This window comes from Bradyrhizobium sp. NAS96.2 (assembly GCF_001908235.1).
GTDB lineage: Bacteria > Pseudomonadota > Alphaproteobacteria > Rhizobiales > Xanthobacteraceae > Bradyrhizobium.
The window spans coordinates 1-25,400 of record NZ_LGHK01000114.1 but is presented as its reverse complement, the minus strand read 5'-3'; the positions used below and the strand labels follow the sequence as shown (position 1 = coordinate 25,400).

Annotated in this window: 25 protein-coding genes; 13 read left to right on the top strand and 12 right to left on the bottom strand. The window is 66.0% G+C overall.

Features of this window, described 5'->3' with window-relative positions; all coding sequences use genetic code 11:
* Positions 1-136 precede the first annotated feature (136 nt).
* The gene (locus AC628_RS24100; protein WP_074129204.1) at positions 137-655 is read left to right on the top strand and encodes a hypothetical protein; all 519 of its coding nucleotides are present in this window, start codon (positions 137-139) and stop codon (positions 653-655) included.
* A gap of 433 nt (positions 656-1,088) precedes the next feature.
* Here the strand turns inward: AC628_RS24100 and AC628_RS24095 are convergent, their stop codons facing one another.
* Positions 1,089-1,352: a hypothetical protein gene (locus tag AC628_RS24095; RefSeq protein ID WP_074129202.1), complete on the bottom strand. Its 264-nt coding sequence runs from the start codon at positions 1,350-1,352 to the stop codon at positions 1,089-1,091.
* 256 nt (positions 1,353-1,608) lie between these two features.
* Complete coding sequence (locus tag AC628_RS24090) at positions 1,609-2,385, bottom strand: protein phosphatase CheZ (protein ID WP_074129208.1); 777 nt, start codon at positions 2,383-2,385, stop codon at positions 1,609-1,611.
* Positions 2,386-2,695: 310 nt separating this feature from the next.
* Here AC628_RS24090 and AC628_RS24085 point away from each other — a divergent pair, with 310 nt between their 5' ends.
* Positions 2,696-3,505 carry a L,D-transpeptidase gene (locus AC628_RS24085; protein ID WP_074129200.1) on the top strand — a complete coding sequence of 270 codons (810 nt, stop codon included), beginning with the start codon at positions 2,696-2,698 and terminating at the stop codon, positions 3,503-3,505.
* Positions 3,506-3,655: 150 nt separating this feature from the next.
* Here AC628_RS24085 and AC628_RS24080 read toward each other — a convergent pair whose 3' ends face one another.
* The 6 genes from AC628_RS24080 to AC628_RS24055 form a co-directional block, all read right to left on the bottom strand.
* Positions 3,656-4,465 (bottom strand): DUF2076 domain-containing protein, encoded by an 810-nt coding sequence (locus AC628_RS24080; protein ID WP_074129206.1) that lies wholly within the window; start codon positions 4,463-4,465, stop codon positions 3,656-3,658.
* Positions 4,466-4,658: 193 nt separating this feature from the next.
* Positions 4,659-5,495 carry a ChbG/HpnK family deacetylase gene (locus tag AC628_RS24075; RefSeq protein WP_074129198.1) on the bottom strand — a complete coding sequence of 279 codons (837 nt, stop codon included), beginning with the start codon at positions 5,493-5,495 and terminating at the stop codon, positions 4,659-4,661.
* Positions 5,492-6,538, bottom strand: a complete 1,047-nt coding sequence (locus AC628_RS24070; protein ID WP_074129197.1) for a glycosyltransferase family 2 protein — start codon at positions 6,536-6,538, stop codon at positions 5,492-5,494. The genes AC628_RS24075 and AC628_RS24070 overlap by 4 nt, the downstream gene beginning before the upstream one ends.
* Positions 6,539-6,668: 130 nt before the next feature.
* On the bottom strand, positions 6,669-7,646 hold the full coding sequence (hisG, locus tag AC628_RS24065; protein ID WP_074129195.1) for an ATP phosphoribosyltransferase: 978 nt from the start codon (positions 7,644-7,646) through the stop codon (positions 6,669-6,671).
* The gene (locus tag AC628_RS24060) at positions 7,643-8,809 is read right to left on the bottom strand and encodes an ATP phosphoribosyltransferase regulatory subunit (RefSeq protein ID WP_074129193.1); all 1,167 of its coding nucleotides are present in this window, start codon (positions 8,807-8,809) and stop codon (positions 7,643-7,645) included. Before AC628_RS24060 ends, hisG begins: the two co-directional genes overlap by 4 nt.
* Positions 8,810-9,103: 294 nt before the next feature.
* Positions 9,104-9,850: a 16S rRNA (uracil(1498)-N(3))-methyltransferase gene (locus AC628_RS24055; protein ID WP_074129191.1), complete on the bottom strand. Its 747-nt coding sequence runs from the start codon at positions 9,848-9,850 to the stop codon at positions 9,104-9,106.
* Positions 9,851-10,337: 487 nt separating this feature from the next.
* Between AC628_RS24055 and AC628_RS24050 the strand changes: the two genes are divergently transcribed.
* Both AC628_RS24050 and ubiA read left to right on the top strand, forming a co-directional pair.
* A complete protein-coding gene (locus tag AC628_RS24050) occupies positions 10,338-11,069 on the top strand; it encodes a hypothetical protein (protein WP_074129190.1) in 732 nt (243 codons plus the stop codon).
* 25 nt (positions 11,070-11,094) lie between these two features.
* Positions 11,095-12,027: a 4-hydroxybenzoate octaprenyltransferase gene (ubiA, locus tag AC628_RS24045; RefSeq protein WP_074129188.1), complete on the top strand. Its 933-nt coding sequence runs from the start codon at positions 11,095-11,097 to the stop codon at positions 12,025-12,027.
* A gap of 229 nt (positions 12,028-12,256) precedes the next feature.
* Here the strand turns inward: ubiA and AC628_RS24040 are convergent, their stop codons facing one another.
* Positions 12,257-12,781 (bottom strand): DUF6101 family protein, encoded by a 525-nt coding sequence (locus tag AC628_RS24040; RefSeq protein ID WP_074129186.1) that lies wholly within the window; start codon positions 12,779-12,781, stop codon positions 12,257-12,259.
* Between the two features lie 276 nt (positions 12,782-13,057).
* Between AC628_RS24040 and AC628_RS24035 the strand changes: the two genes are divergently transcribed.
* The 6 genes from AC628_RS24035 to lpxK all read left to right on the top strand — a co-directional run bounded on the left by AC628_RS24035 (position 13,058) and on the right by lpxK (position 18,673).
* The gene (locus AC628_RS24035) at positions 13,058-14,446 is read left to right on the top strand and encodes a TldD/PmbA family protein (RefSeq protein ID WP_074129185.1); all 1,389 of its coding nucleotides are present in this window, start codon (positions 13,058-13,060) and stop codon (positions 14,444-14,446) included.
* On the top strand, positions 14,433-15,242 hold the full coding sequence (locus AC628_RS24030; protein ID WP_074129184.1) for a 3'(2'),5'-bisphosphate nucleotidase CysQ: 810 nt from the start codon (positions 14,433-14,435) through the stop codon (positions 15,240-15,242). Before AC628_RS24035 ends, AC628_RS24030 begins: the two co-directional genes overlap by 14 nt.
* A gap of 160 nt (positions 15,243-15,402) precedes the next feature.
* Positions 15,403-15,651 (top strand): DUF4170 domain-containing protein, encoded by a 249-nt coding sequence (locus AC628_RS24025; protein WP_050403683.1) that lies wholly within the window; start codon positions 15,403-15,405, stop codon positions 15,649-15,651.
* Positions 15,648-16,361, top strand: a complete 714-nt coding sequence (locus AC628_RS24020) for a lysophospholipid acyltransferase family protein (RefSeq protein WP_074129183.1) — start codon at positions 15,648-15,650, stop codon at positions 16,359-16,361. The genes AC628_RS24025 and AC628_RS24020 overlap by 4 nt, the downstream gene beginning before the upstream one ends.
* Complete coding sequence (locus tag AC628_RS24015; protein WP_074129182.1) at positions 16,324-17,658, top strand: 3-deoxy-D-manno-octulosonic acid transferase; 1,335 nt, start codon at positions 16,324-16,326, stop codon at positions 17,656-17,658. The genes AC628_RS24020 and AC628_RS24015 overlap by 38 nt, the downstream gene beginning before the upstream one ends.
* The gene (gene lpxK, locus AC628_RS24010; RefSeq protein WP_074129181.1) at positions 17,651-18,673 is read left to right on the top strand and encodes a tetraacyldisaccharide 4'-kinase; all 1,023 of its coding nucleotides are present in this window, start codon (positions 17,651-17,653) and stop codon (positions 18,671-18,673) included. Before AC628_RS24015 ends, lpxK begins: the two co-directional genes overlap by 8 nt.
* Before the next feature lie 14 nt (positions 18,674-18,687).
* On the opposite strand, the gene AC628_RS24005 is transcribed toward lpxK, so the two are convergent.
* Entirely contained in the window at positions 18,688-18,915 is a 228-nt protein-coding gene (locus AC628_RS24005) for a DUF2093 domain-containing protein (RefSeq protein WP_016848019.1), read from the bottom strand.
* A gap of 187 nt (positions 18,916-19,102) precedes the next feature.
* Here AC628_RS24005 and AC628_RS24000 point away from each other — a divergent pair, with 187 nt between their 5' ends.
* The gene (locus AC628_RS24000) at positions 19,103-19,933 is read left to right on the top strand and encodes a dienelactone hydrolase family protein (protein ID WP_074129180.1); all 831 of its coding nucleotides are present in this window, start codon (positions 19,103-19,105) and stop codon (positions 19,931-19,933) included.
* Here AC628_RS24000 and xseA read toward each other — a convergent pair.
* Entirely contained in the window at positions 19,930-21,555 is a 1,626-nt protein-coding gene (gene xseA / locus AC628_RS23995) for an exodeoxyribonuclease VII large subunit (RefSeq protein WP_074129179.1), read from the bottom strand. The two genes, AC628_RS24000 and xseA, sit on opposite strands and share 4 nt — an antisense overlap.
* A gap of 165 nt (positions 21,556-21,720) precedes the next feature.
* Here xseA and purD point away from each other — a divergent pair, with 165 nt between their 5' ends.
* Entirely contained in the window at positions 21,721-22,998 is a 1,278-nt protein-coding gene (gene purD, locus AC628_RS23990; protein WP_074129178.1) for a phosphoribosylamine--glycine ligase, read from the top strand.
* Between the two features lie 98 nt (positions 22,999-23,096).
* Here purD and AC628_RS23985 read toward each other — a convergent pair whose 3' ends face one another.
* A complete protein-coding gene (locus AC628_RS23985; RefSeq protein WP_038388024.1) occupies positions 23,097-24,329 on the bottom strand; it encodes an acyl-CoA dehydrogenase family protein in 1,233 nt (410 codons plus the stop codon).
* Between the two features lie 115 nt (positions 24,330-24,444).
* On the opposite strand from AC628_RS23985, the gene AC628_RS23980 reads away from it, so the two are divergent.
* Entirely contained in the window at positions 24,445-25,350 is a 906-nt protein-coding gene (locus tag AC628_RS23980) for an alpha/beta fold hydrolase (RefSeq protein WP_074129177.1), read from the top strand.
* The last annotated feature ends 50 nt before the right edge of the window (positions 25,351-25,400 follow it).

Sequence of the window (25,400 nt, the reverse complement as noted above, 5' to 3'; positions counted from 1 at the left end):
GTGAGGCCAATATAGGATGGTGGACCAGAAACCAAATCGTAGCGATGACGTAATTTTGTCAGACGTCATTGCTCCGTCTTAAGTTTTACGCTTGGCTGCAGGACGGGTGCGGCCGGGACATAGTCGGGGGATACATATGATCAGGTCACTCAACGCGCGATTGGTCGCACGGTTCGCGGCCGTTTCGGCGCTGACGACACTCTTGGGGGCGTGCGGCAGCATGAGCCTGCCGTCGCTGTCGTCGAACCCCGAGCCGGCGCCCTCCGAACCGGGGGTCGCCCCGGAAATGCCGGCGAGCATCCGCCCCGACGAGATCGTCGGCCGCTGGGGTCTCGCCTCGTTCCAGAATCCCGCCGACCGCGCCCGCACCGAGGCCGCCGCGCGCGGCCAGTGCAAGCAGCCTTACGTGATCGGCGCCGGCCAGAACGGCGGCGTGATCATGCATCTGGCCGACCAGGCCACCCCGCAGGAGTTGCGGCTGAAGGGTTCCCCGAGCGGCAAGAACTATATCGGCCCGCCCGGACCTGTGCCCGGCGAGCAGGACCGCGAGATTATCTCGTTCGACGGAAGGGTCCTGATCACCCGCTTCGTCGACAAGGACGCCGCCACCCGCTACGGCAACATGGTCTACGTCCGCTGCGCGCCCAGGGCGTAACGAGACCTGAGTTTCTTCTGAGCTAGAGCATGATCCGGAAAAGTGTGAAGCGGTTTTCCGAAAAGATCATGCGAAAACAAGAATCTAAAGCGCGATGACGATTCAAGCTCATCTCATCGCGCTTTAGTGCCACATCGGCAGTGCACCTCTCCCCTTGTGGGAGAGGTCGGATCGCATCGTCAGATGCGATCCGGGTGAGGGGTCTCTCTCCGCGAGTGACCCCCTCGCAATGAATATGCGGAGACAGACCCCTCATCCGGCGCGGATTGCATCCGCGCCACCTTCTCCCACAAAGAGAGAAGGGAAGCAGGCCTGTGTCCTCATCCAAACAAAATCGCCGACCCTGAGGCCGGCGTTTTCGTCTATCCTTGAAGACGGGGACACGAATCCGGCCTGCCGCGAGCAGCCCAGAATCGTGACCGGAATAATCGCCTTACCGCCGGACGCCAACGCGGTTGACGCCGCCATTCATGTTGCCGCCCACGTTATGACGGACCGCGGCGCGCGCCACCGGACGCGGTCTGAGCACGACACCCGCCCGTGCCACGCAACCGTGTGGATAACCGACATAGGTGCAGTAAACGACGGCCTTGGCCGGTGCTGAACTGAACGTGACACCCGCAAGCCCCAGCATCACGCTGGCCGCAATTCCTGCAACCGTCGCTGACTTGATCGAAAGAATGTTCGTCCGACGCATGGTGATCCTCCCTCATCGCACGCGAACCGAAAGGTGATGCGCCGCTTCAGGCGCGGCCCAACATATGAGCGGCAAGGGACGGGTCGGATTGACGTAGATCAACGCCGGACGCGGCTGTACGTCTGTGCGTGAAATCGGCGCAACGGCACCGCACGGGGGCGGCACGTGTCTGGTGACCCATTGCGGGGGTGACCTGCGGCCCAAACGAAAACGCCGGCCCTCAGAGCCGGCGTTTGTCGCTTTGATCCGAGAAACCTCAGTTGAACATCGCGTCGATGTCGTCCTGCGAGGCGTGGCCGGCGTCGCCGTCGAGCTTGGGGCCGTTGAGCAGGCGGGCATCGCCCTCGCGGGTGTCGACGATCGGCGGGGTATGGGTCTTGATCGCGTCGACGCCGCCCCAGATGTTCATCATCTCGTTGATGTGCTGTTCGATGAACTTCATCGTCTGCATCACCTTGCTGATGCGCTGGCCGGTGAGGTCCTGGAAGTTGCAGGCCTCGAAGATCGAGACGACGCGCTCCTGAATATCTTCGCTGAGCCGCTTCTGCTGGTCGGGCGTGACGTTGTTGGCCAGCGCAGTCGCGGCCTGGTCGATCGCCTCGACCGCTTCGAGGATCTGCTGGGTGGCCTGTTCGGTGCCGCCGACCACGGCGCCGAGCTCGCCATTGACCTTGGCCATCTCCTCGCCGTTGAAGCTCTTGCCGTGCAGCACGGCGATCTCGCGCTTGGTGCGGCTGATCGCGTCGTGGATCAAATCGAGCTCGACCTTGAGCTTCTCGCACTGTTCGACCTGTGCGCGATAGGTCTCGAGCAGTGCATGCGTCTCGGCGACTTCGCGGGCGACCGCGGCATCGACGCCGCTGCCGGTGCGCTCGGCTGGTGCTGCGGCCATCTGGGCGCGGATCGAGCGAAGCTCGGCCATGATCTCGCGATGCATCGGACCGAGGTCGCCGCCACCGGTGACTTCTGGCTCCGGCATCACGACCTCACCCATCGCCTGCTCGACACGAAAACGCTTGCGCTTCACTGACATGATTTTCATTCCCGCCCCTTCACTGCAGTCCGTTCTAGACAGCGCGGATTTAACGTCAGGTTCACGCGGGAACAGTTTGCGCTGATCGTGCGCAACCGCGGCGCTACCCGCGATTAACCATGTCGCCGCGGCGTTCACGCAAAATAAACGCTACCCCGCAAAACCGCGCCGCATTGCCGACGTGGTGAATCGAAACGGCCGATCCGTTTACCAAACCGATGCGGTTTTCATTGCTTATTGACCACGTGCAACGGCGCAAGTCGGCGCCCTCGCGCATCACGTCACGACGAAACCAGTACAGAGTACGTCGATGTTCAGGAAAACCACGCTTGCGCTGCTCGCCGGCGCGTCTTCTCTTATTGCCGTTCCCCATCACGCCATGGCGATCGACGCGGTGACCTCAGCTGAGCCCACCGTGATCTACGCCAACCAAGGCGCACCGCAGCCGCCGATGCGCACCGCCTATGTACAGCCGCAACGCTCCAACATGGGCGGCGGCTTCATCGAATTCCTGTTCGGCGATGCGCCATCGTCGCAGGGTTATGCGCCGCAGCCGATGTATCAGCAGCAGCCGGCCTATTACGGCAATCGCCAAGGGCTGCCGCCGATGGATCCGCAGCAGCAGATGATCCGTCAGCAGCAAGAGGCGGCGGGCGATCCGACCCAGCGTCCGTTCGATCCGCGCTATGAAAAGCAGCTGGTTGATTACAGCGGCAGGGAAAGCGCCGGCACCATCGTCGTCGATACGCCGAACAAATTCCTCTATCTGGTGCAGGGCGACGGCCGCGCGCTGCGCTACGGCATCGGCGTCGGACGGCCCGGCTTTACCTGGGCCGGCACCAAGACGATCTCGGCGAAGAAGGAGTGGCCGGCCTGGACGCCGCCGCCGGAAATGCTGGCGCGCCGTCCCGACCTGCCGCGGCACATGGAAGGCGGCCCGGAGAATCCGCTCGGGGCGCGTGCGATGTATCTCGGCTCGTCGCTCTATCGCATCCACGGCTCCAACGAGCCCTGGACGATCGGCACCAACGTCTCGTCCGGTTGCATCCGGATGCGCAACGAGGACGTGATCGACCTCTACGGCCGCGTCAATGTCGGCGCCAAGGTCGTCGTGATGTGATTGTAACCCGGATGCAGCGAAGCGAAATCCGGGACGGGCTTCATCGCGGATAGACCTGCTCCGGATTGCGCTCGCTTCATCCGGGTTACGATTGATCAAACTAAAACGGCCGCTCGATTGGAGCGGCCGTTGTCGTTTCAGCGATCGCGTTTACGCGTAATCGCTGTTGTCGTCGCCGCCGTTGTCGTCGAAGTCGTCGGCGTCTTGATCATCGTCACTGTCCCGGTCGGCCTGCGCCTGGTCGAACGCGCCGGCGCGCGAGCCGCTGTCGCGGTTGGAGCCGATATCGTTGATCCCGGCGTCACGCGCGAGATCGCTCGACGACTGGTCGCCGCCCCAGGGACGCGAACCACCAGTGAGGCTGCCGGCATCGGCCAGCGACTGGTGACCGCCGCCACCCATCATGCCGCGGATGCTGGAGAGCAGCAGCCCGCCGCCGACCACGCCGGCCGCGGCCGCAGCCGCGGTGCCGAGGAACGAGCCGCCACCGCCACCGGGCGCGCCGCCACCGAAAGCCGGGGGCTGCGGGCCGCCGTAGGGCTGGCCGTATTGCTGCGGCGGCTGGCCATAGCCGCCACCCGCCTGCTGGATCGCCTGGCCCGAGTTCCAGACCGGGCGGCTGCCGCCGATGTCGGGCGCGCGCACCGGCGGCACCGAGCCGTGCGGCTGGCCTTGTCCCTGTCCGAAGATCGCATCGCGCATCGAATCGAGGAAACCGCCTTGCTGCTGGGCCGGCGGCTGCTGACCGACCGCGGCCTCGAGCTCCTGGATCCGGTCATGGGCGCGCTTCAGCGCCTCGTCCTGCACGAGCGCGGTCTGAACCAGCGCGTAGACCGCATTCGGCGCGTTGCGCAGGCCCTGCATGATCGCGGACATGGCCTCGCTGTCGCGCGGGGCATTCTCCAGCTTGGCGAGCCGGTCGAAGAGATCGTCGATCAATTGGCGTTCTTGCGGTGTCATGGCGTTCTCCATCGCGTCGATCGAATCGGCGCGCGGCTGATGTAGGACGGGCTTTGTGGCGCAAGGAGTGGGGGCCAGAATTAAATTTATGTATGCGACAATACGACCGGATGAACCCGAAGCGTTTCGAGCGAAGTGGACACCGGTTCGCGTGAAGAAAACGCGCCAAAACAAGCGTCAGGCCAGTGTAACTTTATTTGAGTGTAACTTTATTCAGGGCCAGCAGCACCGGGAAATCGCCGCCTGCGAGATAGGCATGCTCGGTTTCGCGCTGCGTCGTCAGCGGATCGAGGCTCTTCAGTGTTTCATCGACGAAACCGGGGTGGCACATCACCAGCCCGTCCTCCGGCAGCCCGTCCAGAAAGCCGCGCATCAGCGCCGCGAAATCGTTCTCGCGTGCAAAATCATAGGCGCCGGCGAAGGCCGGGTTGAAGCGCAGGCCTATTCGCTGCGCCTTGATCCGGAACTGGGTGCTGAGCACGTTGAGCACCAGCGCCTTCGGCGCCGCCAGCTGACGCGCCAGCGGACCTTCGCGTCCGCACTGCCGCACCCAGGCGTCCGGCGCGCGCTCCTTCACGGCGCGCAGGAAGCCGTCGCGCACCTGCGGGAACAGCTGCGCGTGCTGGTGGCCGTCGACGAAATCGGGCGCGCGGCCGAACAGCTCGTGGAAGGCGTCGAGCTGCGCCAGCACCTCGGCATGAACCAGCTCGGCGTCGAGCCGGTGCATCAGCCCGGCGCGCAACAGCCGCGGGAACGGCAGGAACATGTCGCCGTCGAGCGGACGGAAATGCATGGTCAGCGGCCGGAACGGCGCGGTCAGCGTCACGTGCAGCCCGATCGCGCAGCGCGGGCTTTTCGCGGCCGATTCCTGCAACGCGGCCGCAGCCTCGCGGCCGATCGCCGGCGTCACCATCATCACCGACGTCGCATTGAGGCGGCCGCGCTCGATCAGATCGCGGATCGCGCGGTTGACGCCGTCACTCAAGCCATAATCGTCAGCACACAGCCAGATCCGGCGCGTTTCGCTCATTCGGCGGCGGTCCGCTCGGAGGCATCTTGCGTCGCGCCGCCGTCGGCGTGCTTCTCGGTATGCTCGGCGACGAAGTAGATCGGCCGGGCCTTCAGCTCGGAGAGGATCTTGCCGATATATTCGCCGACGATGCCGATCATGATCAGCTGCACGCCGCCGATCGTCATCATGCCGATCATCAGCGACGGATAGCCGGGGACCTGCTTGCCGGTGGTCAAGACTTCCCAGAGGATCGAGAGGCCGAACAGGAAGGCCGCGCCCGCGAGCAGCGCGCCGAGCAGGCTGGCAAAGCGCAGCGGTGCCACCGAGAACGAGGTCAGGCCCTCGATCGAGAGGCCGATCAGCCGTCCGGCATTGAACGTGGTGACGCCATGCGCGCGCGGCGCCGGCTCATAGTCGACGCGGATCTGCTTGAAGCCGATCCAGCTTGCGAGGCCCTTGAAGAAGCGGTTGCGCTCGGGCAATTGCCGCAAGGCCGCCGCCGCGCGCGGCGACAGCAGGCGGAAGTCGCCGGCATCCTCGGGGATCTGCTGCCGCGCGCCCCAGTTGATCAACGCATAGAAGCCGCGCACGGCAAGCCGCCGCGCCGCCGATTCATTGTCGCGATGCGCCTTCGCGGTGTAGACCACGTCGTAGCCGTCATCGATCCAGTGCGCGACCAGCTGCTCCACCAGCGTGGGCGGATGCTGGCCGTCGCCATCCATGAACAGCACCGCGCCCCGGCGGGCGTGGTCGAGGCCGGCCATCAGCGCCGCCTCCTTGCCGAAATTGCGCGACAGCGACACCACCTGCAGGTCGAGCCCATCGGCGGGCAGGCCGCGCGCGATGGTGAGCGTATCGTCAGCGCTGCCGTCGTCGACATAGATCACTTCGCAGGCGAGCCCATAACGGGCGCGCAGTGACCTCGCGAGGTCGATCAGCCGTTGGTGCAGCGCACTGAGCCCGGCGGCCTCGTTGTAGACGGGCACGACGATGGACAGACCCTGCGCGGCGGCGGTCTTGGCGGTCGTGGTCAGGCTGGAAACGTCAGAGCCCAGCATCATCGGTCAGGTTCCAGAACTAGAGCGCTTTCGGGCGACCGGTTCGCGTACAGAAAACGCGTCACAACGAGCGATCATGAACACAATATGGTACCGGCGGCCGGCTGTCGCCAAGATGAACGGCCGGGCCGACTCATTGTCGCAGGAACGCCTCGAGCTTGGCGAACAGCGGATTCTCGCGGTCGAACACATAGTCCAGCGACACCACCGAGACGGTTTCGGCGCCGTGCTCGCGCAGGAAGCTGCCGAGCGCGTAGAGCTTGCCCGGTGGGCAGTGCAGCGTAAGCATGCCCGACGAGGTCGGCCCGCCGAACGGGGCGACCACGCCGAAACGCTGATGCGCCTCGGACAGCAGCGCGTCGTTGCAGCCGGCGAAGCGGGTGCGGACCTCGCGGTACTTGGCTGCGCGGGCCCGCGCGGCGATGTGGTCGAGGATGACGCGCGCGGTCTCGCGGGCGCCGTTCGACCAGTCGGCATCCTTTGAGGCCACCAGATTGGCCTGGCTGCGCAGCATCACGCCGTCGTCGAGCACCTTGAGCCCGTTGGCGGCGAGGGTTGCGCCTGTCGTCGTGATGTCCACGATCAATTCGGCGGTGCCGGCCGCGGGCGCGCCTTCGGTGGCGCCGGCGCTCTCGACGATGCGGTAGTCGCCAACGCCGTGCTTCGCAAAGAAGCCGCGGGTCAGGTTGATGTATTTGGTCGCAACCCGCATGCGGTGATTGTGCTGCTCGCGGAAGCCGCCGGCGACGTCGTCGAGATCGGCCATGGTGCGGACGTCGATCCAGGCCTGCGGCACCGCGACCACGACATTGGCGTAGCCGAAGCCGAGGCCTTCGATCATCAGCACGCGCTTGTCGGGATCCGGAATGCTCTCGCGCACCAGGTCCTCGCCGGTGACGCCGAGATGCACCGCGCCGCGCGCCAGGTTGGCCGCAATCTCGCTCGCCGACAGATAGGCGATCTCGACATTGTCGACGCCGGCGATGGTGCCGCGATAGTCGCGCGCGCCGCCGGCCTTCGACAGGGTCAGCCCGGCGCGGGCGAAGAAGCTTTCCGCGTTTTCCTGCAGGCGTCCCTTGGACGGTACGGCGACGACGAAGGGCGTGCTCATTGGTTGGCTCCGCGGCCGGCGGCCTTGCCATGCCGGGTCATCGCCTCGATCCAGACCGAGAAGCCGACCGCGGGGATCGGATTGGCCGATCCGAGCTGCGTCATCAGCCCGTCATAGCGGCCGCCCGCGACCAGCGGCTCGCTGCCGTTGCCCTTCGCGTGCAGCTCGAATTCGAAGCCGGTGTAGTAGTCGAGGCCGCGGCCGAACGCCGTCGCGAACCGCGTCTTCCTGATGTCGATGCCGCGCGCGGCCATGAAGCCGACCCGGCTCTCGAACTGGTCGATCGCGGCGGCAAGGTTGAGCTTGGCGTCGGAGGCCAGCGCGCGCAGCTGCGCGACCGCGTCGTCGGGATCGCCCGAGATGGCGAGGAAGCGCTTGATGGTGGCGACCGCATCGCGCGGCAGCGCGCCGGCCTTCAGCGTCGATTGTTCGAGGAAGCGGTCGGCGATCTCGGCGACCGTGCGTCCGCCGACATTGGTGGTGCCGGCGATCGACATCAGGTCGGTGACCAGCGCCAGCGCCGCCTTGCGGTCGGAGCCGGCGAGGGCCGCGAGCACGCCCTCATATTCGTTGCGGCCCGGCGCGGTCGAGAGTGTCAGCTGCTCGATGTCGTCGGTCAGCGAGACCTTGCGGTTGAAATCCTTGATCAGGCGCCGCCGCCACACCGGGTAGAGCTCCAGCGCGTCGATCAGCGCGTTGAACAGCGCGACGTCGCCGGTGCGGATCTCGACGTCCTTCAGCCCGAACGCGGTGGTCGCCTCCAGCGCCAGCGCCAGCATCTCGGCGTCGGCCGCGGCGCGGTCCTGCCGTCCGAAGGATTCGATGCCGGCCTGCAGGAACTGGCTCGGCGCGCCGCCGCGATAGCGGAACACCGGGCCGAGATAGCTGAAGCCGGCCGGCTGGCCGGCGCGAGGCGAGGCGAGGTAGTCGCGCGCCACCGGGATCGTGAGGTCCGGGCGCAGGCAGAGCTCTTCGCCGCTCGGGTCGGTGGTCAGGTACAGGCTCTTGCGGATGTCCTCGCCGGACAGGTCGAGGAACGGCTCGGCGGGTTGCAGGATCGCCGGTTCGGACCTGACGTAACCGGCCTGCGCGAACGAGGCCAGCAGCGCATCCGCCCATAGAGCGGATCCGGTGGCGGATCGTGGTGCGGCAGCTTCGGTCATCTCGACGTCCGTTTCGCCCCGCAATCGCGTTTCGAGGCCGGTTCCATAGGTGGTGTTGGCGGAGCCCTTAGCATGGCCGATCCATGGTTACGACAGGGATCAGCCAAAGATCAGCCAAGTGGCTTAATGATTGGGTTCGTTAACGATTTTGCGACGGCTTGGCTAGGGGCAGTTGTTCCCCACAGGCGCGGCGCCGTAGCCCGGATGGAGCGCAGCGAAATCCGGGGCCACCTCGCCTCGTTCGTGGACCTACCCGGATTGCGCTGCGCTCCATCCGGGCTACGCAGCTCGCCCTTACTTCCCCCAATCCCCGAGCGCGGCCTGCACCAGCGCCAGCGCGGCGACGGCGGCGGTGTCGGCACGCAGGATGCGCGGGCCGAGTGCGAGGCGGAGGATGGTGGGCTGGCGCAGCAGCAGCGCGCGCTCCTCCTCGGCAAAGCCGCCTTCAGGGCCGATCAGGACATCGATCCCGGCATTCGTAGCCTTTGCCGCTTGCAGCGCCTGCACCGGGTCGGCGACCTCGGCCGCCTCGTCGCAGAACACCAATAGCCGCGCCTGGTCGCGGCCGGTGAGAAAGCGCTCCAGGGGCACGGGATCGGCGACGTCGGCAAGCGAGATGATGCCGCATTGCTCGGCGGCCTCGACCACATTGGCGCGCATCCGTTCGCCATTGACCCGCGACACCTGGGTGAAGCGTGTCAGCACCGGCACCAGCCGCGCGGCGCCCATCTCGACGGCCTTCTGCACCATGTAATCGAGCCGCGCATGCTTCAGTGGCGCGAACACATAGGCGACGTCGGGCAGGCGATCCTGCGCGCGGGTCTGCGCCGTGATCGTCAGCGTGTCGGCGCGCTTGCGGCCGGAAATCGCCGCGCGCCATTCGCCGTCACGGCCGTTGAACACCAGCACGGTGTCGCCGGCGCCAAGCCGCAGCACGTTGCCGAGATAATTGCTCTGGTCGCGTTCGAGCGAAACGGTTGCGCCGGCACCGAGCGGCGCATCGACGAATAGGCGAGGGCTGCGAAAATCATGTTCGGGCATGTTCGGGGAGGATCTTCAAATTCCCTGACGGACATCGTTCACCAGCGCCGCGGCGGCTTCACTGCAGCTCGGCAAGTTTACCAAACTGAACGACACCGTAATCCCGCGGACTCGCCATGAACTCGCGGGCCGGGTAGAAAGACAGCGTCGATACATTGCTTCTGTCACCAAGTCATTTTGAAGTCCGAGGGGTCGCTTGCACGCGGCCCCTTTTGTTGTTCGGTCGGTGCGGGCCGCCAAATTCAAAGCGACGGATGATCGAAAATCCTGTTCAGGCAGATTTGAAGCCCATTTTACCGCCGTTCGTAGCCTAAAGGCTTAGAATCCGGGAACAATTTAATGTGGCCGGTGTGGCCCTACGCCGCGCTGTCGCCCAAATCCACGGGTTGTTAAGGGCTCACAGGAATCGTAAAACGCCCCCAAATTTCGTTGCTTCGTTTTTGTTGCGCTGGGGTTGCCTGGACCTTTTGCCGGAGAAACACCCTCGATGATCCGCCGACTGATCGTGCTGACCGTTGCCGCGACCGCTCTGTCCGTGGGGCAGGCCGCTGCCCAGAGCGCTTTTCCGGCTCCGCTGCCTGGCCAGGCCGGTAGCGTCAACGACCCCGCGTTCCCGCCGGTGAACGGTGCGCGGCCGAGCCGGGCGGGCACCGCTTCCGATCCTGCGTTCCCGCCAGTCAACGGCGCGCCGGCGGCCAGGGTCGGCGCTACGCCGTCGGCATTTCCGTCCAATGGTGCAGCTCCGATCGCCGGCGGCGGTCTGTCATCGCCACCGCCCCCGCCGGGGGCCGGTGGCGGCGGGGGTCCCGGTGACGCCTGCATGAAGGATTTCGTGCCGCTGCGCGAGGAGACCGAGAAGCGCGGCAAGGCGATCAAGGCGGCGAGCGACCGGCACGCCAGCCCGCAAGAGGCCTGCAAGCTGATCGGCAACTACAGCCAGGCTGAAGTCAGGATGATCAAGTATGTCGACACCAACGCGACGAAGTGCGGGATCCCGCCGCAGGTCTCCAACCAACTCAAGGACGGTCACAAGAATACCGAAGCGCTGCTGAAGAAGGTCTGCAACGTCGCGGAGCAGGCGGCGGCGCAGCCGCGCGGGCCCGCGGGGCCGTCGCTCAGCGACGTGCTCGGCTCGTCCGCCTCGCTGCCGGAAGCGACCCCGACCAAGAAGGGCGGCAGCACCTTCGACACCCTGAACGGCAACGTTCTGACCCGATGATTGATCAGCCGATGATTGACTGCCGATGAGCGATGTCTCCGCCCGCGTTGCCGACTCCACAGGCAACTGGGTGGATACCCATGCGCCGGTCTGGTCGCGGCCCTATCTGCGGCTTGCGCGCTACGACCGGCCGATCGGCTCCTGGCTGCTGTTGATGCCATGCTGGTGGTCGGCGGCACTCGCCGCCGGCGTCGCGCATGATGTTCGCTCGCTCCCGCTCGTCGTGCTGCTGTTCTTCATCGGCGCCTTCGTGATGCGCGGCGCGGGCTGCACCTGGAACGACATCACCGACCGCGATCTCGATGCCAAGGTCGAGCGCACGCGGTCGCGCCCGATCCCGGCCGGGCAGGTGACGGTGACGCAGGCCGTGGTCTTCATGGTGCTGCAGGCGCTGATCGGCCTTCTCGTGCTGCTGCAGTTCAACCGCTTCGCGGTGCTGACCGGCATCGCCTCGCTCGTGATCGTCGCGATCTACCCGTTCATGAAGCGGATCACCTGGTGGCCGCAGGTCGTGCTCGGCCTCGCCTTCTCCTACGGCGCCCTGATGGGATTTGCGGTGACGCTCGATCGCATCGATCTGACCGCGATCGCGCTCTACGCCGGATCGATCGCCTGGGTGATCGCCTACGACACCATCTACGCCCATCAGGATGCCGAGGATGACGCGCTGATCGGCGTCAAATCCACCGCGCGCCTGTTCGGCGCGCGCACCCATCGGGCGCTGGTGATTTTCTATGGTCTCGCCGTGCTCTTGATCGGCGTGGCGTTCGCGCTGGCAGGCGCGCGCTGGCCGGCCTGGATCGGCCTTGCGGCGTTCGCGCTGCATCTTGGCTGGCAGGTCCGGCGGCTCGACACCAGCGACCCCGCGCTCTGCCTGCGCATCTTCAAATCCAACCGCGACGCCGGCTTCATCCTGTTCGCGAGCCTGGTCGTCGATGCCGTGATGCGGGCGGGGTGATTTCCATCCCTCGTCGGGCGCGAGAATATGGATCTGCGGCCGCACGCGCGTGACACATATTCGGTGTCGTCCCTGCAAAAGCAGGGACCCATAACCATCGATGCTGATTGATGTACGACGCCGGAATGACGAGTCCCGCTCACAACATCCGCCGCGGAGTATGGGTCCCTGCGTTCGCAGGGACGACAGCAGTTGTAGGGGCGAGCTGCGTGCGATGAAACTGCGAAACTCAATCCCGCGCGATGATCTCGCGCTCGTCGCGATACACGCTGGCTTCGTTGAGACGGAATCCGGCGCGGCGGCGGACCAGGAATTTCGGGCGGCGCGCGCGGATCGCGTTGCGGCGGCGGCGGCGCGCCGAAGGCGTCCGCGGCGCCGGCTCGGTCAGTTGCGGCAAACGGAAGATGTCGCTCCACATCTGCCAGGCGGAGGTGATTTCATCGGCATCCGAACTGGTGCCGAGCGGAATGGAGAGCGCGGGATCGCGGTGCACCAGCACCAGCATCTGCGCGTCGTCGATGCCGCGCACCGCGACGCCGAGGAAATCGCTGACGCGGACATTGACCGCCATCCGCATGCCGAGGACGGCGCGGCGCAGCACGACATGTTCGCGATGAAGCTCGACCTGCCGCATGCCGCCATCCGCGCGCGCATCCTGCGCGTGGAAGCTGAGCGGAAGGGAAAGAGGGTCGAGCCGCATTGCGCAGCTCGACCCGGCGGAATTGATTCCGCTTGTTGGTGTTTGACGCCTCAAAGCTCTAGTCTCCCCGCCGGGATTATGTTCCCGGTCGATGTGTGAGAGCCTAGCCGACCGATTGCCGTTTCAGCTTAAAAAGCCTGGTTAATCGCTCCTCACCTGGCGCCATGATTGACAAGAGGTTGGCCCGCATGATTGACGAAGCCTTGCGCCGATCACTCAAATCTTTGTTGCCTGCCGGTGCAAAGTGCTTGAAATCCCTGTGAATCCGGCACATCTGGTTAGGTCTGTCGACTTCGTTCCGGGCCCCCCTCAATCCGCAGGAATTCGTTCGTGAACTCTTCACCATCTGCATCGCGACACGGTGATACCTCCGATCTGTTCGACCAATCCGCGCTCAGCGACCTCGCGCAGCGCCTGGTCGATGCCGCCAAGCGCGCGGGCGCCGATGCCGCCGATGCCATCGCGGTGCGCGGCGTCTCGCAAGGCGTCGAGGTGCGCGATGGCCGGGTCGAGGAAACCGAGCGCTCCGAGGGCGACGACGTGGGCCTGCGGGTGTTCGTCGGCCAGCGCCAGGCGGTGGTGTCGACCAATGACGTCACCGGCGACGGGATCGCAAAGCTCGCCGAGCGCGCCGTCGCGATGGCGCGCGTGGCGCCGGACGACAAATATGTCGGCCTGGCCGATCCCGCGCTCCATGCGCATGATTTCCCTGATCTCGATCTGCTCGACCGCAACGTTCCGACCACGGCCGAGCTCGAGCAGCGCGCCATCGCGGCGGAAGCCGCGGCACTCGCGGTCAAGGGCGTCACCAAGTCCGGCGGGGCGTCGGCCTCGACCGGGATCGGCGGCATGGTGCTGGTGACGTCGACCGGCTTCCACGGTTCTTATCTGCGTTCCAGCCACGGCATCTCGACCACGGCGATTTCCGGTGAGGGCACCGGGATGGAACGCGACTACGACTTCACCAGCTCGCCGCATGCGTCCGATCTCGATTCACCCACGACCGTTGGCCGCAAGGCCGGCGAACGCGCGGTGGCGCGGTCGAACCCGCGCAAGGTCGAGACCTGCAAGGTGCCGGTCGTGTTCGATCCGCGGGTTGCCGGCTCGATCGTCGGCCATCTGGTCGGCGCCATCAACGGCGCCTCGATCGCGCGCAAGACCAGCTTCCTGAAGGACAAGCTCGGCGAGCAGCTGTTCTCCAAGGACATCCGCATCATCGACGATCCCTTGCGCGTGCGCGGCCTGCGCTCGCAGACCTTCGATGCCGAGGGCGTCAAGGTGAAGAAGATCGCGCTGATCGACGAAGGTGTGCTGACCACCTGGGTGCTCGATTCCGCGACCGCGCGCGAGCTCGGCCTGGTCACGACGGGGCATGCGCATCGCGGCGTGTCGTCGTCGCCGTCACCCGGAACGTATAATCTGCATCTCGAGCCCGGTGCGGTGACGCCGAAGGAACTGATCTCCGACATCAAGCAGGGCTTCTATGTCACCGACCTGATCGGCTCCGGCGTCAACGGCGTGACCGGCGATTACAGCCGCGGCGCGTCCGGCTTCTGGATCGAGAACGGTGAGATCACCTATCCGGTCAGCGAAGTGACCATCGCCGGGCATCTGCTGCCGATGTTCAAGTCGCTGGTCGCCGCCAACGATCTGGAGTTCCGCTACGGCGTCAATTCGCCGACGCTGCGCATCGAGGGGCTGACGCTTGGCGGACGCTGATACGGACGACTGGACCAAGGCGCGCGATGCCGCCTTGCTGACCAGATCGGTGCAGGAGGCGGGCCGGCTCGCGGCGTCGCTGTTCCGCACCGAATTGAAGAACTGGATCAAGGGCGCGTCCTCGCCGGTCTCCGAGGCCGACATCGCGGTCAACGATCTCTTGGAGCAGCAGCTGCGTTCGGCGACGCCGGCCTATGGCTGGCTGTCGGAGGAAAGCGCCGACAACGCGAGCAGGCTCGGCAAGCGCTTCACCTGGATCGTCGATCCGATCGACGGCACCCGCGCCTATCTCGCCGGCCGCGAGGATTGGTGCGTCAGTGTGGCGCTGGTTGAAAATGCGTCTCCGGTGCTCGCGGCGGTGTATGCGCCGGTGAGCGAGGAATTCTTCTTCGCCGCCCGCGGGCAGGGCGCCATCCTGAATGACGCCGCCGTGCATGCGACCGCAGGCACCGATTTCAATTTTCCCCGCATGGCGGGACCGAAACCGCTGGTGCAGCGGCTCAGCCCGACGCCGGACGAGATCACGCTGTTTCCGCGGATCGGATCGCTGGCCTTGCGGTTGTGCCGTGTAGCACAAGGTCGACTTGACGCGGCCTTTGCGGGCGGGCAAAGCCGCGACTGGGATCTTGCCGCCGCAAATTTGATCGTGCAGGAAGCGGGTGGTAAGATGACCGCGCTCTCGGGGGAAGCGATTGAGTACAATCGCCGGGAGGTGACGCATGGGGTGCTGGTGGCAGCAGGACGCGAACGTCATGCACGCATTGTCGAGCATTTTCGCAGCCGTCCATTGCCGTGAGGCCTCGCCGATCCGCTCCGTGCTCCCGATTGTGACAACCAGACTTGTTACGACAGACCTGTGACGACCAGACTTGCGACGACCAGACTTGTGACGACACGACCTGCGACGACCACGACTTCAGTTCTTTGCCGGGCATCTCGTTAGGAAAACCACCACCATGTCAGACAATGCCCAGCCGCAGCTGCTTCATCTCGTTATCGGCGGCGAGTTGACCGATCTCGAGCACAACACCTTCAAGAATTTGGACGAAGTCGAGATCGTCGGCGTCTACCCGAACTACGCGACCGCCTATGCGGCCTGGAAGGCGAAGGCGCAAGCGACCGTGGACAACGCCCAGATGCGCTATTTCGTCGTTCACCTCCACCGGTTGCTCGATCCCGAGCAGGACGCAAAGCATTCCCATTGAAACGACTTTTTCGCGATCTGCTGCGCAGCGGCTTCGTGCAGCGCGCGCTGGGTGTGCTTGCGGCCGAGTATCTGCGGCTGGTGTGGTACACCAACCGCTTCATCTATCAGCCGTCTGACGTCTATGCGATCGTCGAGCCCCTGATGCCGGCGATCTTCGTGTTCTGGCACGGCCAGCACTTCATGACGCCGTTCATCAAGACCAAGGCGAGCTATCGCGCCAAGGTCCTGATCTCCCGCCACCGCGATGGCGAGTTCAACGCCCTCGCGGTGGAGCGGCTCGGCATCGGCACCATCAGGGGTTCCGGCGACCATTCCGGCGCGTTCCATCGCAAGGGCGGCGTCGGGGCCTTCCTGGAGATGGTTCGGGCGCTGGAAGGCGGCTGCAACATGGCCACCACGGCCGATGTGCCGAAGCGGGCGCGGGTGGCCGGTCTCGGGGCCATCATGCTGGCGCGGGAAACCGGCCGGCCGATCGTCCCCTTCGCGATGGTCACCAGCCGATTCATCCGGTTGAAAAACTGGGATTCGACCACCATCAATTTGCCATTCGGGCGCGGCGCAGTGGTAGGTATTGAGCCGGTCTATGTGCCGCCCGATGCCGATGCCGCGACGATGGAAAAGCTTCGGCAGCACGTGGAGAACCTGCTCAACGAAGCGACCCGGCGCGCCTATGCAGCCGTCGGGCGGCCGGAGGCAACGCTTGGCTAGCTCGCTACCGATGACGTTGCGCGTTTACCGCAAGCTGTCGTCCGCGATGGTGCCGCTCGCGCCTGCCCTGATCAAGCGGCGGCTCAAGCTCGGCAAGGAAGATCCCGAACGCGTCGGCGAGCGGCGTGGCGTCAGCGCCGACACCAGGCCGCAGGGCCCGCTGGTGTGGATCCACGGCGCCAGCGTCGGCGAGGTGCTGGCGGCGGTGGGGCTGATCGAACGGCTGCGCGCGCTCAATCTGCGCATTCTGCTCACCTCGGGGACGGTGACCTCGGCTGCGATCGTCGCCAAGCGCTTTCCGCCCGACGTGATCCATCAATACGTGCCGTATGACTCACCGCGCTATGTCGCGCGCTTCCTCGATCACTGGCGTCCGTCGCTGGCGCTGTTCATCGAGTCCGATTTGTGGCCGAATCTGATCCTCTCGAGCGCCGCGCGGCGGTTGCCGATGGTGTTGATCAACGGGCGGATGTCGCAGCGCTCGTTCCCGCGCTGGCGCCGGCTCTCCAACACCATCGGGGCGCTGCTCGGACGGTTCGACATCTGCCTCGCGCAGTCGAACACCGACGCCGAACGCTTTGCCGAGCTCGGCAGCCACAACGTCGTCGTCACCGGCAACCTCAAGCTCGACGTCGCCGCGCCGCCGGCCGATCCGGCCAAGCTGGAGCGCCTGATGTCGGTGACGCGCGGCCGCGCGATCGTGGTCGCCGCATCGACCCATCCCGGCGAGGAAGAGATCCTGATCGAGGCGCACAAATCGCTCGCCAAATTCTTCCCCGGGCTGCTCACGGTGATCGTGCCGCGGCATGCCCATCGCGGTGAGGCGGTCGCGCAACTCGTGACGGATGCCGGCCTGCGTCCCGGCCTGCGCTCGCACGAGGACCTGCCGGTCGCGACAACCGATATCTACGTCGCCGATACCATGGGCGAGCTCGGCCTGTTCTACCGCCTCGCGCCGATCGTGTTCATGGGCGGCTCGCTGGTCCCGCATGGCGGCCAGAATCCGATCGAGGCGATCAAGCTTGGCGCTGCGATCGTGCACGGCCCGCACGTGTTCAATTTCACCGATGTCTATGACGCGCTCGATCGTCGCGGCGGCGCGCGGCGCGCCGACGACCGGGACGCGCTGGTCAAGCAGCTCGGCCAGTTCCTTGCCGATCCCGCGGCGCGCGATGCGTCGCTGGTCGCTTCCGAGCGTGTCGTCGAGCAGCTCGGTGGTGCGCTGGAGCGCACGGTGACCGCTCTCGAGCCCTATCTGTTGCAGTTGCGGCTCGAGATGGGAGCCGCCAATGCGTGAGCCGGCCTTCTGGCACCGGCCGTCGTCTTGGATCGCATCTCTGTTGAGCCCTCTTGCCGCGCTGTACGGCGCGGTCGCCGCGCGGCGCATGCGGCAATCCGGCGCCGATGCCGGCATTCCCGTGTTTTGCGTCGGCAACTACCATGTCGGCGGCGCCGGCAAGACGCCGACGGTGCTGGCGCTGGCAAAGCTGCTGCGCGAGCTCGACGAGCGGCCGGTGGTGCTCAGCCGCGGCTATGGCGGCAGGCTTGCCGGACCGGTCAAGGTTGATCGCGACAACCACACGGCGGCCGATGTCGGCGACGAACCGCTGATGATGGCGGCGACCCTGCCGGTCGTGGTGTCGCGCGACCGCGCCGCGGGCCTCGCGCTGGCGCGCGCGCATGATGCGAGCGTGATCCTGATGGATGACGGCTTCCAGAATCCATCCGTGGTCAAGGACACCTGCCTGATCGTGATCGACGGCACGCGCGGCGTCGGCAACGGCCGCGTCATTCCGGCGGGGCCGTTGCGTGCACCGCTGTCGCCGCAGCTCGCGCGAACCGACGCGCTGATCGTGGTCGGCGAGGGGAGCGCGGCAGCAAAGATCGCGGCCGATCTCGCATCGCGTGGCAAGCTGGTCTTGTCTGCACGTCTGAAGCCCGACCAGGCTTCGCTGGCGGCGCTGAGCGGTACGCGTGCGCTTGCCTTTGCCGGCATCGGCGATCCCGCGCGTTTCTTCAACATGCTGCGTTCGAGCGGCGTCGACGTCGTGCGCAGCAGGGCTTTCCCCGATCACCACGCCTTCACGGCGGACGAGATCGAACAGCTCACGGCCGACGCGAAAGCTGACGCCTTGACGTTGGTGACGACGGAAAAGGATCTGACGCGGCTGCGCGGTCCGGACGGGGTGCCGGCCTCGGCACAGGCGATCGTGCCGTTCGCGGTGACGATGCAATTCGACGATGCTGCCGCGCTGCGGCGCTTCGTGACCGATCAGCTGTTCAAGGCGCGGGACAGGAGGTTGCGGAGATGAACCCAGCCCTGAGCTCAAGCCTGCGGCTTGAGCACGCCGGGATGGTGGCGCTGCAGCACGGCGGTTGGCGTGGCGTAGGCCTCCTGCAGGTCGACGCTCCAATACTTCAGTTCGTCGAGCGGAATCCGGACGTCGGTGATGGCACAACGCACAAAGGTGCCTGGCGAGATCACGCGGAAATCGCCGTCGAGATATTGCACCTGCGCTTCGCCATGGCCCGAGGGACCGAACTTGTTCAGCACGTTTGAGCTCTCCGCGTTGCCTCCGATGAGGCAGCCTCAAATGTTCATGAAGCCGTCTATCACAGATAGGGTGGCATGTCCGCCCGTTAAACCACCGACTTGTGATGATTTGGCGGCGAAAGCGCATGGTAGCGTTGCGGATGTGGTCCGTTGCGTTTGCAGCGCCATGACGAGCCGGCCGGATCGGATGCGCCTCAAGTCAGTTTTCATGTGCCTCGCGATGCTTGCCGTGCCGGCCGCGGCCGCGGCGCCGCTGCCGGCCCCGCGTCAGGTCGAGATTCCCGAAGGCAATGTCACGCTGCACGCGCAGCTCTACCGGCCCGACGGCGACGGCCCGTTCCCGACGGTGATCGCGCTGCATGGCTGCGGCGGTCTCGCCGGCCGTTCCGAGGCCGTGCTGCCGCGCTACCGCGATTGGGCCGAGCAGCTGCTCACGTCAGGGCATGCGGTGCTGCTGCCGGATAGTTACGGCTCGCGCGAGCTGGGTCCGCAGTGCCGCATCCGGGAGCACCAGGTCCAGACCCGCCGTGCCCGGGTTGCGGACATCAACGCCGCGCGGCAGTGGCTGGTGCAGCAGAAATGGGTGGCGAAGAGCCGCATCAGCCTGATCGGCTGGGGCAATGGCGCGGCCGCCCTGCTGTGGGCGGTGCGGCCGCAGATGTGGTCGCGCAACGGCGAGCCGGACTTCCGCTCGGCCGTCGCGTTCTACCCGGATTGCCGCACCTCGTTCGGCCTCGGCTGGAGCGCGCGGGTGCCGACGCTGGTCCTGATCGGCGCGCGCGACGATGTGACCTCGTCATCAGCCTGCCACCAGATGGTCGACGGCGCGCGCGGCCGCAGCGCCCTGGCGCGCATCGTGGTCTATCCCGAGGCGTATCATGATTTCGATCGCGCCAATCTGCCGCTGCATGCGGTCGCGGCCTCCGATGGCGATGTCGCCGAACGCGGCCACATCGGCACCGATGCGGATGCGCGCAAGGACGCGCAGAAGCAGGTCGCGGAGTGGCTGTCGCGCTAGAACAGGCTGCCCTGGTCGACCGGCTTGGTGACGCGCTTCGGCGCCGCCGGTTTTGCTTCGCGCTGCGACTGAGGCTTCGGCTGGCTCTCGGGCGTCGCCGTCGCTGCGGGCTGATCGGCATTCGTGGTGGCGGCGACGCGGCCATCGGCGAACTCGATCGACACGTCGGCGTTGGGGCCGACCGCCGCGGCGGAATGCAGCGCGTGGCCGTGCGCGTCGCGCACCAGCGCGAAGCCGCGCGCCAGCACGCCGCGATAGGACAGCGCCGACAGCAGCTGTCCGCGATGGGCGACCCGCGCCTCGAGCCGCTGCAGCGTCGTCAGCAGCGCGCGGCGGGCGCGCTCGGCCAGGCGGTGCGTGCGTTCGAGATCGCGGGCGATCGCGTTGCGCTGCGCCTTGGCATTGGCGAGCTTGGAGGCCTTGAGCCGGATCTCGAGCCCACTGAAGCGCTCGCGCCTGCGATGCAGCAGCGCGCGCGCCGACAGCGTGATGCGCTCGCCGGATGCGGTGAGCCGCTGCCTTGCATGCGCGACCTGGCCGCGCAGCACGCCGATGGTGAGCCGCGAGCTCGACGCGGCAAAGCGGCGGAAATGCGCGTGCGTATTGGCCTTCAGCCCGCGCGGCAGCCCGGCTGCGAGATGATCGAGCCGTTGCCGCGGGATCGCCAGCAGCTCGTTCGCCGCCGGCAGCGCGCGCGCTGCGGCACGCAGCTCGGTGCGGCGCGCCTCCTGGGCGCGCTGCCAGCACACCATGGTGCGGCGGGCGAGCGCCTGGACCTCGACGAACAGCTCGCTCCGCACCGGCACCGCCATTTCGGCGGCCGCGGTCGGCGTCGGCGCGCGCTTGTCGGCGACGAAGTCGATCAGGGTGATGTCGGTCTCGTGGCCCACCGCCGAGATCAGCGGGATGTGGCTTTCGGACGCGGCGCGGACCACGATCTCCTCGTTGAACGACCAGAGGTCCTCCAGCGAGCCGCCGCCGCGCGCGACGATCAACAGATCAGGCCGCGGGATCCGGCCGCCCTCCGGCAGCGCGTTGAAGCCGCGGATCGCGGCCGCGACCTGCTCGGCCGAGCCGTCGCCCTGCACCTTGACCGGCCAGACCAGCACCCGGCGGGGAAAGCGGTCCTCCAGCCGATGCAGGATGTCGCGGATCACGGCGCCGGTCGGCGAGGTGACGACGCCGATCACCTCCGGCAGCCAGGGCAACAGCTGCTTGCGGGCCTCATCGAACAGGCCCTCGGCCGCGAGCTTCTTCTTGCGCTCCTCCATCAGCGCCATCAGCGCGCCGACGCCGGCCGGCTCCAGCGAATCGATGACGATCTGGTACTTCGAGGAGTTTGGATAGGTGGTCAGCTTGCCGGTGGCGATGACCTCGAGCCCTTCCTGCGGCTTGAAGCGCATCCGGGCATGGGCGAACTTCCAGATCACCGCCTCGATCTTGGCGCTCTCGTCCTTCAGGGCGAAATAGCAGTGGCCGGACGAGTGGGGCCCGCGAAAGCCGGAAATCTCGCCGCGGACGCGGACATGGCCGAACCGGTCCTCCACCGTCCGCTTCAGGGCGGAGGAGAGTTCCGAGACGGTGAATTCGGGCGCGTTGACGAGATTCGGAGCAGCGGTCATCTGGCCTATAGAATCGGGGTTTTCGACCCCGTGTGCAAGGTCCGGACGCCTCGTTTCCGGCGTCGAATCACATATCCACATCTGATCGAACCGCGTGTTGCTGCGGTCGGGGAGCGTGCTAAACCGGACGAAATGGCGTTACAACCCCTCTGATCGGCGACACAGATGAACATCCTCCTGCTCGGTTCCGGCGGCCGCGAACATGCGCTGGCGTGGAAGATCGCCGCATCCCCGCTGGCCGAAAAACTCTGGTGCGCGCCGGGCAATGCCGGGATCGCGCGCGAGGCCGAATGCGTTGCGCTCGATGTCGCCGACCATGCGGCGGTGATCGAGTTCTGCCGGCGCAACGCGGTCGATCTGGTGGTGGTCGGATCGGAGACGCCGCTGGCTGCCGGGATCGTCGACGATCTCGCCGCTGATGGCATCAAGGCGTTCGGGCCGAGCAAGCAGGCCGCGCAGCTCGAAGGCTCCAAGGGCTTCACGAAGGACCTGTGCAGCGAGTTCAGCATTCCGACCGGCGCCTATCGCCGCTTCGACAATGCCAGGGATGCGGTGGCCTATGTCCGCGCCCAGGGGGCGCCGATCGTGGTCAAGGCCGACGGGCTCGCCGCCGGCAAGGGCGTCGTGGTGGCGCAGACGCTGCCCGAGGCTGAGGCCGCCATCGCGATGATGTTCGAGGGCGTGTTCGGCTCGGCCGGCGCCGAGGTCGTGATCGAGGAATTCCTCTCGGGGCGCGAGATCAGCTTCTTCGCGCTGTGCGACGGCGAGACCGCGATTCCGCTCGCGACCGCGCAGGACCACAAGCGGGTGTTCGATCACGACAAGGGCCCGAACACCGGCGGCATGGGTGCCTATTCGCCGACGCCGTTCGTGACGCCTGAAGTGCATGACCAGATCATGATGCGGATCATCCTGCCGACGGTGGCCGGGATGAAGAGCCGCGGCATCCCGTTCAAGGGCGTGCTGTACGCCGGCGTGATGCTGACGGCGCAAGGTCCAAAGCTGTTCGAGTACAATGTCCGGTTCGGCGATCCGGAGTGTCAGGTGCTGATGCTGCGGATGATGTCGGACATCGTGCCGGCGCTGCTCGCTTCAATCGACGGGCAGTTGAAGAATTTCGATCTGCGCTGGTACCCGGACCCGGCGCTGACGGTTGTCATGGCGGCCAAGGGCTATCCCGGCGACTACATCAAGGGCACGCGGATCGACGGGCTCGACGATGCCGCCAAGGTCGAGGGCGTCGAGATCTTCCACGCCGGCACGGTGGCGAAGGATGGCGCGGTTCTCGCCAATGGCGGCCGCGTGCTGAGCGTCTGTGCGATGGGCAAGACGGTCACCGAGGCGCGCGATCGCGCCTATCAGGCTGTCGATCGTATCAAATGGCCGGAGGGATTCTGCCGCCGCGATATTGCGTGGCAGGCGGTGGAGGCTGAGAAGGGTTAACTCGCCGCGTCATTGCGAGGAGCGAAGCGACGAAGCAATCCACTTCTCCGCTTGCGGCGAGATGGATTGCTTCGCTTCGCTCGCAATGACGGCGCGGACTACAGCAGATCCCCGCCCGCCGCGCTCGCCGTGGTGCCGTGCTCGCGGAACGCCTTGATGACGTTCTTGCCGATCTTCCACTTGTGCACCTCGTCGGGACCGTCGACCAGCCGCTGCGAGCGCACCTGGGTGTACCACTTCGCCAGCGGCGTATCCTGGCTGAAGCCGAGTGCGCCGTGCAGCTGGATCGCGGTGTCGATCACCTTGTGCACCATATGGGCGTGGAAGATTTTGGCGATCGAGTTTTCCTGGCGGATGTCGAGGCCCTTCTCGGCCTTGTAGGCGATGTGCAGCAGCATCAGCCGGCCGATATAGAGTTCGCTCGCGCAATCGGCGAGCATGAACTGCACCGCCTGGCGATCGGCCAAGAGCTGGCCGAAAGTCGAGCGCTTGGTGACATGGGCTGCCGCCATGTCGAGCGCGCGCTGCGCCTTGGCGACGTTGTGCATGCCGTGGCGCAGCCGGCCGTAGGCAAGGCGGTGCTGGCCCATGTTGAAGCCGTTGCCCTCTCCGCCGAGCAGATTGTCGGCCGGCACCTTCAGATCCTTGATCTCGATCTCGGAGTGGCCGCCGTGGATCACATCGTCATGCGGGCCTTCGATCGCCATGTTGGCGACGTTGCGCTTGATGCGGTAGCCGGGGTTGGGCAGCTCGACGATGAAGGTCGAATATTGCTTGTGGCGCGGCGCGTTCGGATCGGTCTTGGCCATGACAAGTGCGAGGTCGGCGACGCTCGCCGAGGAGGAGAACCATTTCTCGCCGTTGAGGATGTAGTTCTCGTTGCCGTCCTTCACCGCCGTGGTCTGCATGCCGGTGGCGTCGGCGCCGGCGGCCTTTTCCGTCATCGAGAAGCAGATCCGCTTCTCGCCGTTCAAGAGGGGCTTGAGGAATTTCTCCTTCTGGTACTCGGTGCCGTGCGCCAGGATCGTCATCATCGAGGCATCGTCCGGCCCCTGCGTGTTCATCGAGAGCGCGCCGAGCATGCTCTCGCCGAGCTCCATCTGCACTAGCGCATTGGCCAGCGGGCCGAGGCCCATACCGCCATACTCCTTGGGCACGAAGGGACACCACAGGCCCTGCGCGCGGGCCTTCTTCCGCAGCGGTCCCAGCACCTCGGCAAGCGGCTTGGTGTCGAGTTCCTTTTCCGCCGGAATGCACTCGTCATGCACGAATTTGCGAACCTTCTCGCGGATCGCCTTGGCCTCGGCGGGAATCTCGAAATCGATCGACATGGCACTTCCTCGTTTCGTGTTGTTGTTGGCAGGACCTCAGGATGGCATAAACCAGGCCAGCGGCAACGCCGAACAAAGTTTGAAGCACGGCGCACGCCACCGGGAGGAGCTACCGATGCCTGATCTCGCTGATCTTTTTCCCGGCTATGAGTCCAAATGGATCAACACCGCGCAGGGCCGCATTTTTGCGCGCGTCGGCGGCAAGGGCCCGCCGTTGCTGTTGCTGCACGGCTTCTCCTCGACGCATGTGATGTGGCACACGGTCGCGCCGAAACTTGACGACAAGTTCACGCTGATCATCGCCGACCTGCCGGGCTATGGCTGGTCCGACATGCCGGACAGCGACAAGGATCATACGCCCTACACCAAGCGGGCCTGGGCGAAGACCATGGTCGAGGCGATGGAGCAGCTCGGCCATGTGCATTTCGCGCTGGCCGGTCACGACCGCGGCGGCCGGGTGTCGTATCGTTTGGCGCTCGATCATCCCGGCCGGCTGTCGAAGCTCGCGGTGCTCGATATCGCGCCGACCTATGATTACTGGCAGAAGCTCAATCGCCTGTCGGCGCTGAAGATCTACCATTGGGCGTTCCTGGCGCAGCCTCATCCGCTGCCGGAGACGCTGATCTCCAACAACGGCGAATTCTTCCTCAAGGAGAAGATGGCGAGCCAGACCAGGAGCAAGACGCTGGAGGCGATCGATCCGCGCGCGCTCGAACATTACCTCGCGCCATTCCGCGATCCCGCCCGCATTCACGCGATGTGCGAGGACTACCGCGCCGGCGCCTATGCCGATTATGAGATCGACAAGGCCGATGTCGACGCCGGCAACAAGATCACGATCCCGATGCTGGCGCTGTGGGGCGATGCCGGCGTTGCCAGCGCGGCAACGACGCCGCTCGACACCTGGAAGAACTGGGCCACCAATGTCAGCGGCGCGCCGGTGGCGTCAGGGCATTTCCTGCCCGAGGAAGCGCCGGAGGCGACCGCGAAGCTGCTGCGGGAGTTCTTCCTGGCGGGGTAGCCGCAACAAGCTCGACCCGTCATCCCCGCGCAAAGGCGAAGCCTTTGCGC

What these genes read in the sequence shown, in the direction of transcription:
- AC628_RS24090 (WP_074129208.1), bottom strand. Translation starts at nt 2,385, where the DNA reads ATGTCAGTGAAGCGCAAGCGTTTTCGTGTCGAGCAGGCGATGGGTGAG.
- AC628_RS24000 (WP_074129180.1), top strand. Translation starts at nt 19,103, where the DNA reads ATGCGCCTCAAGTCAGTTTTCATGTGCCTCGCGATGCTTGCCGTGCCG.
- AC628_RS23985 (WP_038388024.1), bottom strand. Translation starts at nt 24,329, where the DNA reads ATGTCGATCGATTTCGAGATTCCCGCCGAGGCCAAGGCGATCCGCGAG.
- purD (WP_074129178.1), top strand. Translation starts at nt 21,721, where the DNA reads ATGAACATCCTCCTGCTCGGTTCCGGCGGCCGCGAACATGCGCTGGCG.
- AC628_RS24060 (WP_074129193.1), bottom strand. Translation starts at nt 8,809, where the DNA reads ATGACCGAAGCTGCCGCACCACGATCCGCCACCGGATCCGCTCTATGG.
- AC628_RS24100 (WP_074129204.1), top strand. Translation starts at nt 137, where the DNA reads ATGATCAGGTCACTCAACGCGCGATTGGTCGCACGGTTCGCGGCCGTT.
- AC628_RS24025 (WP_050403683.1), top strand. Translation starts at nt 15,403, where the DNA reads ATGTCAGACAATGCCCAGCCGCAGCTGCTTCATCTCGTTATCGGCGGC.
- AC628_RS24015 (WP_074129182.1), top strand. Translation starts at nt 16,324, where the DNA reads ATGCAGCCGTCGGGCGGCCGGAGGCAACGCTTGGCTAGCTCGCTACCG.
- ubiA (WP_074129188.1), top strand. Translation starts at nt 11,095, where the DNA reads ATGAGCGATGTCTCCGCCCGCGTTGCCGACTCCACAGGCAACTGGGTG.
- AC628_RS24085 (WP_074129200.1), top strand. Translation starts at nt 2,696, where the DNA reads ATGTTCAGGAAAACCACGCTTGCGCTGCTCGCCGGCGCGTCTTCTCTT.
- AC628_RS24070 (WP_074129197.1), bottom strand. Translation starts at nt 6,538, where the DNA reads ATGATGCTGGGCTCTGACGTTTCCAGCCTGACCACGACCGCCAAGACC.
- AC628_RS24095 (WP_074129202.1), bottom strand. Translation starts at nt 1,352, where the DNA reads ATGCGTCGGACGAACATTCTTTCGATCAAGTCAGCGACGGTTGCAGGA.
- lpxK (WP_074129181.1), top strand. Translation starts at nt 17,651, where the DNA reads ATGCGTGAGCCGGCCTTCTGGCACCGGCCGTCGTCTTGGATCGCATCT.
- AC628_RS24055 (WP_074129191.1), bottom strand. Translation starts at nt 9,850, where the DNA reads ATGCCCGAACATGATTTTCGCAGCCCTCGCCTATTCGTCGATGCGCCG.
- AC628_RS24080 (WP_074129206.1), bottom strand. Translation starts at nt 4,465, where the DNA reads ATGACACCGCAAGAACGCCAATTGATCGACGATCTCTTCGACCGGCTC.
- hisG (WP_074129195.1), bottom strand. Translation starts at nt 7,646, where the DNA reads ATGAGCACGCCCTTCGTCGTCGCCGTACCGTCCAAGGGACGCCTGCAG.
- AC628_RS23980 (WP_074129177.1), top strand. Translation starts at nt 24,445, where the DNA reads ATGCCTGATCTCGCTGATCTTTTTCCCGGCTATGAGTCCAAATGGATC.
- AC628_RS24075 (WP_074129198.1), bottom strand. Translation starts at nt 5,495, where the DNA reads ATGAGCGAAACGCGCCGGATCTGGCTGTGTGCTGACGATTATGGCTTG.
- AC628_RS24050 (WP_074129190.1), top strand. Translation starts at nt 10,338, where the DNA reads ATGATCCGCCGACTGATCGTGCTGACCGTTGCCGCGACCGCTCTGTCC.
- xseA (WP_074129179.1), bottom strand. Translation starts at nt 21,555, where the DNA reads ATGACCGCTGCTCCGAATCTCGTCAACGCGCCCGAATTCACCGTCTCG.